Source organism: Ancylobacter sp. Lp-2, from assembly GCF_020523795.1.
GTDB lineage: Bacteria > Pseudomonadota > Alphaproteobacteria > Rhizobiales > Xanthobacteraceae > Ancylobacter.
In genome coordinates this window covers 352,456-368,328 of record NZ_JAJALI010000005.1, presented here as the reverse complement: position 1 = coordinate 368,328, position 15,873 = coordinate 352,456, and the positions used below count along the sequence as shown (strand labels likewise).

Annotated in this window: 12 protein-coding genes; 9 read left to right on the top strand and 3 right to left on the bottom strand. The window is 69.3% G+C overall.

The annotated features are described in order from the left end of the window. Positions 1–9: 9 nt before the first annotated feature. The 9 genes from LGR54_RS15235 (at position 10) to LGR54_RS15190 (ending at position 11,415) form a co-directional block, all read left to right on the top strand. The gene (locus LGR54_RS15235) at positions 10–840 is read left to right on the top strand and encodes a shikimate dehydrogenase (protein WP_230362840.1); all 831 of its coding nucleotides are present in this window, start codon (positions 10–12) and stop codon (positions 838–840) included. Between the two features lie 12 nt (positions 841–852). Further along, positions 853–2,757, top strand: coding sequence for a bifunctional sugar phosphate isomerase/epimerase/4-hydroxyphenylpyruvate dioxygenase family protein (locus LGR54_RS15230; protein ID WP_230362839.1), 1,905 nt, complete (start codon positions 853–855; stop codon positions 2,755–2,757). Between the two features lie 81 nt (positions 2,758–2,838). Continuing rightward, positions 2,839–3,549, top strand: a complete 711-nt coding sequence (gene pcaH / locus LGR54_RS15225; protein WP_230362838.1) for a protocatechuate 3,4-dioxygenase subunit beta — start codon at positions 2,839–2,841, stop codon at positions 3,547–3,549. After that, positions 3,536–4,234, top strand: coding sequence for a protocatechuate 3,4-dioxygenase subunit alpha (gene pcaG, locus LGR54_RS15220; protein WP_370638208.1), 699 nt, complete (start codon positions 3,536–3,538; stop codon positions 4,232–4,234). The genes pcaH and pcaG overlap by 14 nt, the downstream gene beginning before the upstream one ends. Beyond that, entirely contained in the window at positions 4,231–5,376 is a 1,146-nt protein-coding gene (locus tag LGR54_RS15215; RefSeq protein ID WP_230362837.1) for a lyase family protein, read from the top strand. The genes pcaG and LGR54_RS15215 overlap by 4 nt, the downstream gene beginning before the upstream one ends. A 4-nt stretch (positions 5,377–5,380) precedes the next feature. Continuing rightward, on the top strand, positions 5,381–6,562 hold the full coding sequence (gene pcaD, locus LGR54_RS26050; RefSeq protein WP_370638207.1) for a 3-oxoadipate enol-lactonase: 1,182 nt from the start codon (positions 5,381–5,383) through the stop codon (positions 6,560–6,562). Between the two features lie 180 nt (positions 6,563–6,742). Continuing rightward, positions 6,743–8,347, top strand: a complete 1,605-nt coding sequence (locus LGR54_RS15200; RefSeq protein ID WP_230362836.1) for a CYTH and CHAD domain-containing protein — start codon at positions 6,743–6,745, stop codon at positions 8,345–8,347. A 126-nt stretch (positions 8,348–8,473) separates the two neighbouring features. Next, a complete protein-coding gene (locus tag LGR54_RS15195; RefSeq protein WP_230362835.1) occupies positions 8,474–10,831 on the top strand; it encodes an Orn/Lys/Arg decarboxylase N-terminal domain-containing protein in 2,358 nt (785 codons plus the stop codon). A 23-nt stretch (positions 10,832–10,854) separates the two neighbouring features. Next, complete coding sequence (locus tag LGR54_RS15190) at positions 10,855–11,415, top strand: GNAT family N-acetyltransferase (RefSeq protein ID WP_230362834.1); 561 nt, start codon at positions 10,855–10,857, stop codon at positions 11,413–11,415. 126 nt (positions 11,416–11,541) lie between these two features. Here the strand turns inward: LGR54_RS15190 and LGR54_RS15185 are convergent, their stop codons facing one another. From LGR54_RS15185 to LGR54_RS15175, 3 genes are all read right to left on the bottom strand, one after another. Next, positions 11,542–12,324: a Bax inhibitor-1/YccA family protein gene (locus LGR54_RS15185; protein ID WP_214008498.1), complete on the bottom strand. Its 783-nt coding sequence runs from the start codon at positions 12,322–12,324 to the stop codon at positions 11,542–11,544. A gap of 148 nt (positions 12,325–12,472) precedes the next feature. Further along, entirely contained in the window at positions 12,473–15,076 is a 2,604-nt protein-coding gene (locus tag LGR54_RS15180; protein ID WP_230362833.1) for an ABC transporter permease, read from the bottom strand. Further along, positions 15,073–15,795 (bottom strand): ABC transporter ATP-binding protein, encoded by a 723-nt coding sequence (locus tag LGR54_RS15175; protein WP_230362832.1) that lies wholly within the window; start codon positions 15,793–15,795, stop codon positions 15,073–15,075. The genes LGR54_RS15180 and LGR54_RS15175 overlap by 4 nt, the downstream gene beginning before the upstream one ends. Between the last annotated feature and the right edge of the window lie 78 nt (positions 15,796–15,873).

The following is a 15,873-nucleotide window of genomic DNA, read 5'->3' as shown; positions in this document are numbered from 1 at the left end:
GGACGAGAGATGATCACCGGAACCACACAGCTGATCGGCCATCTCGGCTTTCCCACCGAGAGCTTCAAGTCGCCGATGATCTACAACCCCTATTTCGAGCGCGAGGGCATCGATGCGCTCGTCGTGCCGATGGGGTGCCGCAGCGCCGACTACCCGGCCTTTCTCAAGCTGTTCTTCCGGCTCTCCAACGCGCTCGGCACGCTGATCACCATGCCGCACAAGGTCGCGACCCTCGCCATCGTCGACGAGGTGCGCCCGACGGCCGCCATCGCCGGCGCCTGCAACGCGGTGCGGCGGGAGGCGGACGGCCGGCTGGTCGGCGAGATGTTCGACGGCGAGGGCTTCGTGCGCGGCCTGTTGCGCAAGGGGCGCGAGGTGGCCGGCCGGCGCGGGCTGGTCGTCGGCGCCGGCGGCGTCGGCTCGGCCATCGCCGCCTCGCTCGCCCGCGCCGGCATCGCCGAGCTCGCCTTGTTCGACAGCCACGCGGCGGCGGCCGACGAGCTCGGTAGGCGGCTGATGCGTCACTATCCCGACCTGCGGGTCGCGACCGGCTCGAACGACCCGTCCGGCTTCGACATCGTGGTCAACGCCACCCCGCTCGGCATGCGGCCCGGTGATCCTCTGCCGGTCGACGTCGACAGGCTTTCTCCCTCCGCCTTCGTCGGCGAGGTGGTGCTGACGCACGAGATCACGCCGTTCCTCGCGGCGGCGCGGACACGCGGCTGCGCGTTTCAGATCGGCACCGACATGCTGTTCGAGCAGATCCCCGCCTATCTCGAATTCTTCGGACTGCCCTCCACCACGCCGGACGACCTGCGCGCCATTGCGCGGCTTCGCTGAAAGGAGCACGCCATGATCCCGTCCATTGCCACCGTCTGCGTCTCGGGTACGCTGGTGGAGAAGCTGGAGGCCATCGCGGCGGCGGGCTTCCCGGCGGTCGAGATCTTCGAGAACGACCTGATCGCCTTCCCCGGCTCGCCGGCCGAGGTGCGCCGGATCTGCGGCGACCTCGGCCTGTCCATTGTCACCTGCCAGCCCTTCCGCGACTTCGAGGGCATGCCGGAGGCACGCCGGCAGCGCACCTTCGACCGTGCCGAGCGCAAGTTCGATCTGTTGCAGGAGCTCGGCAGCGGACTGCTGTTCGTCTGCTCCAACGTCTCGCCGGAGGCGCAGAGCGGCATCGACCGGCTGGCGGCCGACTTCGTCGAGCTCGGCGAGCGGGCCGGTCGGCGCGGCCTGCGCGTCGGCTATGAGGCGCTGGCCTGGGGCCGCCACATCTACGATTATCGCGATGCCTGGGAGATCGTGCGGCGGGCCGGACGGCCGGAAGTCGGCGTCGTGCTCGACAGCTTCCACATCCTCGCCCGCAAGCTCGACCTTTCCGCTATCGCCACCATCCCGCGCGACAAGATCGCCATGGTGCAGATGGCCGATGCGCCGCTGCTGCAGCTCGACCCGCTGTCCTGGAGCCGGCACTGGCGCTGCCTGCCGGGCCAGGGCGACCTCGACCTCGCCGGCTTCATGGATGCACTGGTCGCGACCGGCTATGACGGCGTGCTGTCGCTGGAGATCTTCAACGACCGCTTCCGGGCCGGCTCGGCGCGCTCGGTGGCGCTGGACGGCCACCGGTCGCTGATCTGGGTGCTGGACGAGACCGCCCGCCGGCTCGGGCGGTCGGTGCCCGGCGCGGTGCCGATGCCGGTGCCGCGTCCGGTCGAGGCGGTGGAGTTCATCGAGTTCGCCGTCGCCGAGGCGGAGCGGCCCGGCCTCGAAAAGCTGCTGCGCGCCTTCGGCTTCGGCCGCACCGGCCGGCACCGCTCGAAGGATGTCGACCTTTGGAGCCAGGGCGACATCCGCCTCGTGCTGAACAGCGACGCGGAAGGCTTCGCGCACAGCTACCAGATCACCCATGGCACCTCGGTCTGCGCGCTGGCACTACGGGTGCCGGACGCCCGGGAGGCGATCGAACGCGCACGGGCGCTGCTCGACGTGCCGCATGCCGGCGCGGTCGGTCCCGGCGAGCTCGACATTCCCGCGGTGCGCGGCGTCGGCGGTAGCCTCGTCTATTTCCTCGACCGCGCCTCGGCGCTCGGCCGCTGGGCCGAGGTGGATTTCGAGCCGACCGGGGAGGTGGTTCCGGGCGCCGGGCTGCTCGGCGTCGACCATGTCTCGCAGAGCATGCAGTACGAGGAGATGCTGACCTGGCTGTTGTTCTACTCCTCGCTGTTCGAGACGCGGAAGTCGCCGACCCAGGCGGTGATCGATCCCGGCGGGGTGGTGCAGAGCCAGGTCGTCGAGAGCGGACCGGTCGACGGCGCCGGCCACGGGCTGCGGCTGATCCTCAACGGCTCGCAGAGCCACCGCACCCTGTCCGCCCGCTTCGTCAACGAGCTGTTCGGCTCCGGCGTGCAGCACATCGCCTTCGTCACCCACGACATCGCCGCCACCGTCGGCCGGCTGGTGACTGATGGCGTCGCCATGCTGCCGATCCCGGAGAACTACTATGACGACCTCGAGGCGCGCTCCGACCTCTCCGCCGCCGACATCGACGCGCTTAAGGCGCTGAACATCCTCTACGACCGCGATGCCGGCGGCGAGTTTCGCCACGCCTACACCGCGACGCTGAATGGCGGCTTCTTCTTCGAGATCGTGCAGCGCGACAACTATGCCGGCTACGGCGCGGCCAATGCCGCCATCCGCCTGACCGCGCAGGCCAATCTGCAGATGCCCGCCGCGTCGGCCTTCGCCGGCCAGTGAGCCTGCAACGCCTGTCCCTTCCCGTGGCCGCTTGATGGAGGTGGTGCCATGAGCCAAGTGAGCAGCCGACCGATCAGCCGAATGATCCTTCCCTATCGCCGCGAGGATGCGGGCGCGCCGCCCTCGCTGCATGCCGACTACCGTTCCACCGTGCTGCGCGCGCCCCGCCTCGCGCCGCTCGCCATTCCGGCGACGCTCACGGAAGTCACCGGCCCCGACCATGCCTGGGCGCGGCTGATGGGCCCCACCATGGCGGACCTCACGGTGCAGCATCGCGGCGAACCGCAGGGCCAGCGCATCGTCGTCGCCGGCCTGGTACTCGACGAGCAGGCGCGCCCGGTGCCGGATACGGTGATCGAGATCTGGCAGGCCAACGCCGCCGGGCGCTACATCCATTCCCGCGACGACTGGCCGGCGCCGCTCGACCCGAATTTCACCGGCGTCGGCCGCGTGATCACCGATGCCGAGGGGCGCTACCGCTTCGTCAGCATCCGGCCCGGCGCCTATCCGTGGGGCAACCACAAGAATGCGTGGCGCCCGGCGCATATCCATCTCTCGCTGCTCGGCCCCGCCTTCGCCACCCGGCTGGTCACGCAGATGTATTTCCCGGACGATCCGCTGATCGAGATCGACCCGATCGCCAATGCCGTGCCGATGCCCTATCGCCAGCGCCTCGTCGCCCGCTTCGACATCGGCACCACCGTGCCGAATTGGGCGCTCGGCTATCGCTTCGACATCGTGCTCAAAGGCCGCGACCAGACCCCGTTCGAGGAGGAGCATGATGACCACTGACCTCGACGCCCTGAATACCGCGCCGCGCCTCGATAATCAGGACCCGACGCTGTTTGGGCAGACGCCGTCGCAGACGGTGGGGCCGTTCTTTCACTACGGCCTGCCGTGGAAGGGCGGCGCCGACCTCGTCGGCCGCTCCGATCTCGGCGCGCGGCCCGACCTGATGCCGCCGGAGCATTTCCTGCTCGCCACTTCCGGCGTCTCCGGGGCGCCGCAGGGTGAGGTGATCGAGATCGCCGGCGGCGTCTATGATGGCCAGGGTACGCCGTTGAACGATGTCATGGTCGAGATCTGGCACGCCAATGCCGCCGGCCGCTATGCCAGCGACGAGGACGGGCGCGAGGAGGTGCCGCTCGATCCGCATTTCGTCGGCTTCGGCCGTGGGGCGACCGACGCGAACGGCATATGGCGCTTCCGCACCATTCGCCCCGGCCGGGTGCCTGGGCCGGGCAATACCCTGCAGGCGCCGCACATCGCGCTGTCCGTGCTCGGGCGCGGCCTGCTCAAGCGGCTGGCCACCCGGCTCTATTTCGCCGATGGCGAGGGCAATGGCGACGACCCGATCCTCGCGCTAGTGCCGGCGGAGCGGCGGGATACGCTGATCGCCCGGCGCCGGCCCGATGGCGTCTGGTGGCTCGACATCGTGCTGCAGGGGGAGAACGAAACGGTGTTCTTCGACCTATGAGCCAGTTGCTCCGCACCCGGCCCTCGACCACCGACGCCATGCTGGCGGTCTTCGACGACGCCACGACGCTGCGCCATGCGCTCGCCTTCGAGGCGGCGCTCGCCAGCGCGGAGGCCGCCGAGGGGCTGGTGGCGCCGGAGGCGGCGCTCGCCATCGCCGAGCTTTGCCGTACCCTCGTCGTCGATCCGGCGGAACTCGCCGCCGAGGCCGCCCATGCTGGCACGCTGGCGATCCCGCTGGTCATCCGATTGCGTGCGGCGCTGCCGCCCGCCATCGCCCCGGCCCTGCACAAGGGCACCACCAGCCAGGACCTCGCCGATACCGTGCTGGCCCTCCAGATCCGCGAGGCCACGACCCTGCTCGCGCAGGACATCGATCCGCTGACGGCGGCGCTCGCCCTGGAGGCGCAGCGGCACGCGACGCGGCCGGCGCTTGGCCGCACGCTGTTGCAGGATGCGCGGCCGATCGGCTTCGGCCTGCGCCTCGCGCAGTGGCGCGCCGGCATCTGCGAGGCATCCCGCCGGCTGGAGGCCGAAGTCGCCGATCACGCGGTGCTGCAGTTCGGCGGCGCGGCGGGTACGCGGGAGGGACTGGACGGCAAGGGCGCGGCGGTCGCCGCCCGGCTGGGTCCGGCGCTCGGCCTGCCCGCCGCGCCGCCCTGGCACGTCCGTCGCGGTGGGCTCGCCGGCATCGCGGCCGCCCTCGCCATTCTCATCGGCGCGCTTGGCAAGATGGCGCGCGACCTCTCGCTGCTGGCGCAGAACGCCATCGGCGAGGCGCGCGAACCGGCGGTTGCCGGCCGCGGCGGTTCCTCGGCCATGGCGCATAAGCGCAATCCGACCGGATGCCAGGTCGCGCTGGCCGCCGCTCATCGCGCCCCCGGCCTCGCCGCCGGCGTGCTGTTTGGCCTGCCGGCAGAGGGCGAGCGCGGCCTCGGCGGCTGGCAGGCGGAAGGGCCGGTGCTGGCCGAGCTGTTCCTGCTCGCGGCCGGCAGCGCGGCGGCGATGGCGGAGGTGGCGCAGGGGCTGGAGATCGACACGGCCGCGATCGCCCGCAACCTCGCGGCGGCCGAACTCGGCGGCGATATCGGCGAGAGCGCGGCGCTGGTCGCGCAGCTGCTTTCCGACCCGCACGAGGGATAGGGCCATGCCGTTCGTCACCAGCGCCGGGGCGCGCATCTTCTGGAGGCTGGACGGAGCCGAGGCCAACCCGCCGCTTGTCCTGCTCAATTCGATCGGCACCGACCTGACGCTGTGGGACGCGGCGATGCCGCATCTGCTGCCGGCCTTCCGCCTGCTGCGGATCGATATGCGCGGCCACGGCGCCTCCGATGCCCCGGCTGGCGCCTACACGCTGGCGATGCTGGCCGACGATGTCTCCGCCGCGATGGACGCCGCCGGAATTGGCGCGGCGGCGGTGGCCGGCGTGTCGCTCGGCGGCATGGTGGCGATGCAGCTCGCTCTCGACCGGCCCGAGCGAGTGACGGCGCTGGCGCTGATCTGCACCTCGCCGGCCATGGACAGGGGCGCGTGGGAGGACCGCATCGCCCGCGTGGCGGCGGAGGGCATGGCTGGTATCGCCGATCTCGCCATGGGACGATTCCTGTCGCCGGCCTTTGCCGCGCAGCGCCCCTTCGTCGCCGAGAGCCTGCGTCGTGGCCTGCTGTCGACGCCGGCGCAGGGCTATGCCGGTGCCGGCGCGGCGATCCGCGACATGGAACTGATCGGCCACCTGCGGGAAATCGCCGTGCCGACGCTGGTCGTCACCGGCACGCGCGATGTCTCGACGCCCTATGCCGGCCATGGCGAGCGGCTCGTCGCCGGCATTCCCGGCGCCGCTCACCTCGTTCTCGACTGCGCCCATCTCGCCCCCGTCGAGGTGCCGGCCGCACTGGCGAGCGCACTCCGGAGCTTCCTCGCGCCGGCGCAGGAGGTCGAGCAGGCGGCGCAGACACTGTACGAGGCGGGTCTCGCCCATCGGCGCCGGGTGCTCGGCGACGACTGGGTCGACCGCTCGCTGGCGGCGCGCACCCCCTTCAACGCTGAGTTCCAGGCGATGATCACTCGCATCGCCTGGCAGGAGATCTGGAGCCGGCCGGGGCTCGACGAGCGCACCCGCCGGCTGCTGGTGGTGGCGATCACCGCCGGCCTCGGTCGCTGGGAGGAGTTTCGCCTGCATGTCCGCGCCGGGCTCGCGCGCGACGGCTTCACCCGCGACGAGCTGAAGGAGGTGCTCATGCAGACCGCGATCTATGCCGGCGTCCCGGCCGCCAATACCGCCTTTGCCGAGGCCGGCCGGATCATCGCCGAGATCGATGCCGGGCCGTGAGTGGCGACACGTCCAGCATGAACGCCTTCGCGCTGTTTGCCCGGATATCCAATCTTTCCGTGCGTCTCGGCGCCATTGCTACTTTTTTGTGACAGTCTCAGCCCCTATCGCTGTGTGCAGGCACTATCGATGGCTTCCCCTCTGGCGACGACCGACGACCGACGGCCGGGGGAGGCAGGCGTGAAGAAGGACGACGACATGCCGGAAGGCAGCACCACGATGCAGCGGGAAGCGGGCGACGACGCGAAGGCGTCGGGCGCTCACGAGATCGAACTCAAGCTGTTGACGGATCCGGCCACTCTTGCGCGGCTCGTCGATGCCCCGATCGTATTGCGCAATGCCACATCCAGGGGCGTCGTCCGGCGGCTGGAGGCCACCTATTACGATACGCCCGATGCGGTCATCGCCCGGCACGGCGGCTCGCTTCGCGTTCGGCGCAGCGGCAAGCAGCATGTGCAGACCCTGAAACTGGCGGCGCAGGCGAACCCCTTGCAGCGGCCGGAGCTGGAGACACAGGTGCCGGATATGGCGCTGCAGCTCGACGCCCTGCCGCTGGGTGACCTCGGCGCGCCGTTCGAGACGTTGCAGGCGGCCGATCTCGGGACGGTCTTCACCACCCGCATCCGCCGCCACACCAAGACGGTGCCCTTCGGCGGCTCGGTCGTCGAGCTGGCGTTCGACGAGGGCGAACTGATCGCCGGCGAGCGGACGGAGCCGGTCTGCGAAATCGAGCTGGAGCTGAAGTCGGGCGAGGTCGGCGCCCTCTACGAGCTCGCCTTGTCGCTGCTGGAGCAGGGCTCCCTTCGCATCGGCACCCAGAGCAAGGCGGAGCGCGGCTACGCGCTCGCTTTCGGCGGTCATCCGCGTGCCGGAAAGGCGCCCGCCTCCGGCATCGAGCCCGACGACATCGCCGACGAGGTGATCGCCAAGACCCTGACCACCTGTCAGCGGCACGTCATGGCCAATCTGATGGCGGCGCAGCACGGAAGGGACCTGGAAGGCGTACATCAGCTGCGGGTCGCCCTCCGGCGCCTGCGGACGGCGATCTCGGTATTCGGGCGGGAAATCCCCGCCTCGACGCTTCAGGCTCTGGTGGTCGATGCCCGCAGGCTGGCCTCCGCGTTGGGGCCGGCCCGCAACTGGGACGTCTTCCAGTCCACCACGATCGCCGAGATCGAGGCCACCAACCTGCCCGGCATCGATTTTACCGACCTCAAGGCCGCGACCGCACCGCTGCGGGAGCGCGGCTACGAGGCGGCGCGCGCGGTTCTGCTCGGTCCCGATTGCACGGGCTTCCTGCTGTCTCTCGGCAGGGTGATCGAGCGCCGCAGCTGGCGCAACGACATCGGGATCGAGGCGCTGGCGGTGCTGACCCAGCCCGGTCGAGACGTCGCCGACCGGGCGCTGACCCGCCTCAGCCGGAAGGCGCTGAAGCAGGGCCAGCATTTGCGCCGGCTCGCGCCGGAGGCCCGGCATGAACTGCGCCTCACCCTGAAGAAGCTCCGCTACGCCGCGGAATTCTTCCAGCCGCTTTTCGGCGAGACCGAGGTCGCCCAGAAATATCTGAAGCGGATGTCGCGGCTGCAGAACGTCCTCGGGGCGGACAACGATGCCACCACGACGCAATCGCTTCTGCGCGAGGTCGAGGCGAGCACGTCGAGCCCGCAGGTCCATCGGGCGATCGGGGCGATCACCGGCTGGCAGGGACGGGATTGCGTCGAAACCGCCAAGGAGCTGAAGCAGACCTGGGAACTGTTTACCGAGGCCAGGCCCTTCTGGTCCTGACCCTCGCGGTCTCCGCGGCTGGCTTGCCGGATTTTGCGTGCCGCGGGGGCCGGCGGCCCGTCACGATCTTGTCACGGGGTGAGTGGGACATCTCGCGCTAATGTCGGATCGGAGCCGGGAGCCCGCATGGACTATTTCAAGCGCTTCAACTTCCTGTTCGCGACGCCCGCCTTCGACGCGGACGATATCGAGGGCGCCCGCTACAACCAGATCGTCGCCGAGATCGAGCGCTCCGGCTTCGAGGTGGTGCGGGCACGCAATCTGGAAGAGGCCGAGGTCGCGGTGCAGACCGATGCCGCCATCGGCTGCATGATGGTGGACTGGGGCAAGAAGGGCCTGGAGGGCAAGACCGCCGCCCTCATCAACCTGATGCGTCGGCGCGGGCTGGATTTCCCGATCATCCTGCTGATTCGCCGCAAGCGCTTCGAGGACGTGCCGGTCGAGGTGCTGGACTTCATCGACGGCTACGTCTTCCTCGCCGAGGAAACCCCCGCCTTCATCGCCAAGAACCTGATCAGCCGGCTCAAGCAATATGCCGAGACGCTGAAGACGCCGTTCTTCGGCGCGCTGGTCGACTATGCCGAGGAAGGCAACCAGCTCTGGACCTGTCCCGGCCACAATGGCGGCGTGTTCTATTCGCGCAGCCCCATCGGCCGGGTATTCATGGAGCATCTGGGCGAGGCGGTGTTCCGCGACGACCTCGACAATTCGGTGCTCGACCTCGGCGATCTCCTGACCCATGAGGGCCCGGCGCTGGCGGCGCAGAAGGAGGCGGCGAAGATCTTCGGCGCCGAGAAGACCTATTTCGTGCTCAACGGCACCTCCACCTCGAACAAGGTGGCGCTTGCCGCGCTCGTCACCGATGGCGACCTGGTGCTGTTCGACCGCAACAACCACAAGGCCGCCCATCACGGCGCGCTGATGATCTCCGGCGGCATTCCGGTCTACGTGCCCACCGCCCGCAACGCCTACGGCCTGATCGGCCCGATGGACTATGCCGTGCTGGAGGAGGCGGCGCTGCGCGAGCAGATCCGCAGCCACCCGCTGGTGAAGGATCCCGAGCTCTGGCGCAAGCCGCGCCCGTTCCGCGTCGCCGTGGTGGAGCAGTGCACCTATGACGGCACCATCCACAATGCGGAGATGATCCTCGCGCGGATCGGCCATCTCTGCGACTATATCCTGTTCGACGAGGCCTGGGCGGGCTTCATGAAGTTCCACCCGCTCTATGCCGGGCGCTTCGCCATGGGGCTCTCCGGGCTCGGGCCGGAGGCGCCGGGCATCATCGCCACCCAGTCCACCCACAAGCAGCTGGCCAGCTTCTCGCAGGCCTCGCAGATCCACATGAAGGACCGCCATATCAGCGGCCAGAAGCGGCGGGTGGAGCACCGGCGCTTCAACGAAAGCTTCATGCAGCACGCCTCCACCTCGCCCTTCTACCCGTTGTTCGCCTCGCTCGACGTCGGCGCGCAGATGATGAAGGGCCGCTCCGGCGAAGTGCTGTGGGACGACACGATCCGGTTGGGCATCGAGCTGCGCAAGAAGATCCGCGCCGTGCGGCGCGAATTCGAGGAAAAGGAGCAGCGCCCCGAGCGGCGGTGGTTCTTCGAGCCCTTCGTGCCCAACCGCGTCGCCATCCCGGATGCATCCAGCCCCGGTGCCGCGCATGAGGTGCCGTGGGAGAGCGTCGCCACCGACCTGCTCGCCACCGACCCGGCCTTCTGGCAGCTGGCCCCCGGCGCGGCCTGGCATGGCTTTCCCGGCATGGAACCGGGCTTCGCCATGACCGATCCCAACAAGCTGACCCTGCTCACTCCCGGCTTCGACCGCGCCACCGGCACCTATGCCGAGCATGGCATCCCGGCCCCGGTGGTGGCGCAATATCTGCGGGAGAACCGCATCGTCGCCGAGAAGAACGACCTGAACTCGCTGCTGTTCCTGCTGACCCCCGGCGTCGAGGCCAGCAAGGCCAGCACGCTGATCAGCGGGCTGGTCGCCTTCAAAAAGCTGCACGACGATAATGTGCTGCTGGAAGAGGCGATCCCGGAATTCTTCCGCCGCCGGCCGGCCCGCTATACCGGGGTGCGGCTGCGCGACCTCTGCGGCGAGATGCACCGCTTCTTCCGCGCCGCCAATGCCAGCGCCTTGCAGGCGAAGCAGTTCTCGGCGGAGCACCTGCCGCAGATCGCGCTCTCTCCGCATGAGGCCATGCGCCGTCTCGTGCGCAACGATGTGGACTATCTGCCTATCGACACCCTCTTCGGCCGCATCGCCACGACGCCCTTCGTGGTCTACCCGCCCGGCATCGCCACCATCGTGCCGGGCGAGCGCCTGACCGAGCGCGCCCAGCCGATGATCGACTATCTCCGGATGTTCGAGGCCTGCTTCAACACGTTTCCCGGCTTCGAGGTGGAGATCCAGGGCGTGTATCGCGAGACGGATGCATCCGGCCGCGTCCGCCTCCATACTTATGTGGTCGCCGAATAGGCTCAGAGGATTCGGAATCGTTCATGGAGCAGGAGACCGCCGTCCTCGTCCGCCCGACCCGGGACGCGGATGTCGACGCCATGTTGGCCATCTATCGCCGCCACATCCGACGCGGTGTCGAGGAAGGGGTGGACGAGGGCGACACGCCGCAGCCGGACGATCTGCGCGAGCGGCGCAAGAACCTGAAGAACCGCCGCTTTCCTCACCTCGCCGCGGTGCGGGGGGATGAGGTGGTGGGCTATGCCTATGTGGTGCTGTTCCGCAAGCGGCCGGCCTATCGCTATACGGTCAAGCACTCGATCTACGTGCATCACCAACATGTCGGCAAGGGCGTGGGCAGCCAGTTGTTGCGGGCACTGATCGATGCCTGCGCGGCGGCGGGCTTCCGGCAGATGATCGGCTATATCGATGCCGACAACGCCGCCTCGCTGAAGCTGCATGACCGGTTCGGTTTCGTGCGCGTCGGCCTGCTGCCCGGTGTCGCCTATCGCTATGACCGCTGGGCCGACAGCGTGATGGTGCAGCGTTCGCTCGGCGCGGGCGCGACCGTTCCGCCTCCGCCACTGCCGCTGTCCACCCGCTGAGCCCGCCGGGACACGACGGCCGTTTGGGCCGGGTGGCCGCAATCGAGGGGCGCGCAGCGAAGGACTTGTGCAATGAAAAAGGCCCCGGACGGTGCCGGGGCCTCGATCGACGACCTGAGTACGCGGTCAGTTGTTGCGGTTGCCGAACAGCTGCAGCAGCATCACGAACAGGTTGATGAAGTCGAGATACAGGGTCAGCGCGCCCATGATCGCCTTGCGGCCGGCCACCACGTCGTCGTCGCCGGCGAAGTACATCTCCTTGATGCGCTGGGTGTCGTAGGCGGTGAGGCCGGCGAACACCAGCACGCCCACCACCGAGATGATGAACTGCAGCATCGACGAGCCGAGGAAGATGTTCACCAGGCTCGCGATGATGATGCCGAACAGGCCCATGATCAGGAACGAGCCCATCGCCGACAGGCTGCGCGGCGTGGTGTAGCCGTAGAGGCTCAGCGCGCCGAAGGTGGCGGCGGTGATGAAGAACACCCGCACGATGCTGTCATGGGTGTAGACGAGGAAGATCGTCGACAGCGAGACGCCGACGAGGCCCGCATAGACCCAGAACACCGTCTGCGCCGCCGCCACGCTCATGCGGTCGACGCGGAAGGAGAGGAAGAACACCGCGGCCAGCGGGGCGAACACCACCACCCACTTCAGCGGGCTGACGAACAGCGCGTAGCCGAACTGGGTGAGGTAGACATTGGCGCCGAGCGCATACTGGGTCGGCTCGGCCGAGACGGCGAGCATGTAGATGCCCAGCGCCGCCGCGCCGGTGATGGCGAGGCCAAGCGTCATGTAGTTGTAGACGCGCAGCATGTAGGAGCGCAGGCCCTGATCGATCGCGGCCTGCGTCCGCGTCGCCGTCGAGCCGTAGCGCGGGGCGGTAATGTTGCGATCGTAGTCGGACATGATGAAGGGTCCCTTTCAGACGCCTGCTGCCGCGATCCCTGAACGGACCATGGCTAAGCTCATGCGAAATATGAGCAAGGCTGCCCTCTCCCGCAAGTGAAGTTTCGGCAAGAAATGCCGCAGCGGTACATATCGTTAAGGCCCTTTCTCACAGGCTGCGCAGGATCCGCGCCGGTTTCTGGCCGAGCGCCCACCAGGTGCCGATCAGCCCGAAGGCGACGGTAAGGACCAGCGCCACCGCTACCGCGCCGAGCGCCGAGGCGAGCGAGAAGGCGAAGCCGATCTTCATCACCCCGACCACCACGGCATAGGCGGCGACCGAGCCGGCCAGCACCGCCACCAGCGCGGTGGCGAGGCCCAGCGCGGCGTATTCCAGCGCATAGGCGGCGAGCAGCCGCCCCCGGGTGGCGCCGAGCGTCTTCAGGATGACCGCATCGTACACCCGATGATGCTGACCGGCGGCCAGCGCGCCGGCCAGCACCAGCACGCTCGCCACCAGCGTCACCAGGCTGGCGCCGCGTATGGCGAGCAGCAGATTGCCGACGAGGGCGCCGATTTCCGCCAGCGCCTCCTTCACCCGCACCGCGGTGATACCGGGATAAGAGCTTGCTACCGCTCGCGAAATACTGCGCTCGGTCGCCTCGTCGGCCTTGTCCGGGAAGGCGAGGGTGGCGAGCGAGGTATGCGGCGCGCCACGGAAGCTGTTGGGCGAGAACACCATGACGAAGTTGATCGCCAGCCGCTCCCATTCCACCTTGCGCAGATTGGCGATCTCGGCGGTGATCGGCCGCCCCAGCACATTCACCGTGACGCTGTCGCCGACCTTGAGGCCGAAGGCGTCGGCGATCTCTTTTTCTAGCGATACCAATGGCTTGCCGGAATAGTCCGCCGGCCACCAGGAACCCTCGACCAGCGTGGAGCCCTCCGGCACCTCGGCGGAATAGGTGACTCCGCGATCGGAGGACAGCACCCAGGCGAATTCCGGCGGCGGAGTGATCTGCTCCACCGGCCGGTCGCCGAGGCGGATCAGCCGGCCGCGCAGCATCGGCACCACCTCGACCTTGCCGCCCGGCGCCTCCTTGGCGAGGAAGTCGGAAAACTTTTGTGTCTCAGTGCTTTGGATGTCGAGGAAGAAGAAGCTCGGCGCCTGGTCCGGCAGGCGGGCGGTGAGCTCGCGGGTGAGGGAGCGGTCGATCAGCGACAGCGTCACCAAGAGGGTGAGCCCCAGCCCGAGCGACAGCACCACCGTCGGGGTGAGCGCCGCCGGACGGTGGATGTTGGCGAGCGCCAGCCGGGCGCCGGTGGAGCGCGGGCGCGGCAGGCGGCGGGCGATCGCCATGATGCCGGTCGCCACCAGCCGCAGCGTGACCAGCACGGCGGCGGAGGCGAGCAGGTAATAAAGCGCGATGCGCCGCTCCTCGCTGGCGGCGACGGCGAGAGCGCACAGCGACAGAATCGCGAGCGCGGTCAACAGGATATAGGTCCTGCGCGGGCGGGTCGGCGCACCCTCATCCCATTCGCGGAACAGAGCGGAGACCGGCACGTCATGCGCGAGGCCGAGCGGCCACAGCGCGAAGGCCAGCGCGATCAGGATGCCGTAGCCGAAGGCGAGGGCGAGCGCCGCCGGCTGCACGCTCGGCTCGATGGCGATCGGCAGCAGATGGCCGAAGGCGGCGTCGAGCGCGAAGGGCAGGGCGGTGCCGGCGATCAGGCCGATGAGGAGACCGATGAGAGCGATCAGCACGACTTCCAGCACATAGATCGCGAAGATCATCCGGCCGGGCGCGCCGAGCGCCTTGAAGGTGGCGATCACCCCGCGCTTGGCGTCGAGATGGCTCTTCACCGCATTGGCGACCCCGACCCCGCCGACCAGCAGGGCGGTCAGCCCGACCAGAGTGAGGTACTGGGTGAAGCGGCGGACATTGTCCTCGAGGCGCGGGGCAGCGGCCTCGCGGGTGCGCACCTCGAAGCCGGCCTGCGGCGCCTTGGCCTTCACCTCGTCGGTGAAGGCGGCGAGGTGGCCGGGATCGTTCAACTGCACCCGGTAGTGCCAGCGGGCGAGGCTACCGGGCTGGATCAGCCCGGAGGCGTTCAGGGCGTCCAGCGAGACCAGGAGGCGCGGCCCGAAGCCGAGCCCGGTCGCCAGCAGGTCGGGCTCGTTGGCGATCAGGCCGGCGACCCGCAGGCGGGCGGCGCCGAGCTGGAGATCGTCGCCGAGCTTCAGCCCCAGCCGCTCGGCCAGCACCGGGTCGAGCACCGCGCCGAAGCGGCCATCCGTCTCGGCGAGCGCCTGCGCCGGCGGCAGCGGCGGGTCGAGGGCCAGCGTGCCGGTGAGCGGGTAGGCGCCGTCGACCGCCTTCACCTCGGCGAGGGTGGAATTGAGGCCGGCTCCCTCGCCGGCACGGGCCATGGCGCGCAGCGTCGCGATGGTGGAGACCCGCCCGGCGCCGGTGAAGAGCTGCATTTCTTCCGGTGTCGCCTGGCGCTGCACCAGCGTGAAGGCGGCGTCGCCGCCGAGCAGCGTGGTGCCCTGCTGCTCCAGCCCGTCGGTGAGCGCGCGCGAGAACGAGCCGACGCCGGCGATGGCGGCGACGCCGAGGGCGAGGCAGGCGAGGAACACGCCGAAGCCGCGCAGGCCGCCGCGCAATTCCCGCAGCGCGAAGCGCAGGGCGAGGGCGAGCGAGAAGCCGCCCTGGCCGGCATGGGTGGGCCGGGCGGCGACGGGGACGTCGTCGCTGGTCGTCACGCTCATGCTGCGTCTCCGCCGATCAGCGCGCTTTCCTCGATCTGGCCGGAGCGCAGCCGCACCGTGCGGTCGCAACGGCGGGCGAGGTTGAGATCATGGGTGACGATGACCAGTGTCGCGCCGCGCCGCGCCTGGGCGGCGAAGATCAGCTCCATGATCTGGTGACCGGTGGTCTCGTCGAGATTGCCGGTCGGCTCGTCGGCGACGAGGATCGCCGGCTCCGGCGCCAAAGCGCGGGCGACGGCGACGCGCTGCTGCTCGCCGCCAGACAATTGCGAGGGGTAGTGGCCCTGCCGATGGCCGAGGCCGACCAGCTCCAACTCGGCGCGGGCGCGCTCGAAAGCATCGGCGCGGCCGGCGAGCTCCAGCGGCACGGCGACGTTTTCCAGCGCCGTCATGGTGGGGATGAGGTGGAAGGCCTGGAAGACGATGCCGACATGCCGGCCGCGGAAACGGGCGAGCGAATCCTCGTCGAGCCCGGTCAATTGCTGGTCGGCGACGACGACGCTGCCGGAATCCGCCCGCTCCAGCCCGGCCAGCACCATGAGCAGGCTCGACTTGCCCGAGCCCGAGGGGCCGACGAGGCCGACCGCCTCGCCTTGCCCTATATTCAGCGAAATGCCCTTGAGGATATGGACACGCGCCGCGCCCGACCCCAGAGACAGCTCGACCTTGTCGAGCGCGATGGCGGGAGTGGCGGCACTGAAACGGGAGTCCGGCTGCATGTTTTCCTGTCGTTTTCGCGGTGCTGTTCGAAAGTCGGCTCAGCTTTCGCCAGCATATGGGCCGGTGTGCACCGCGGA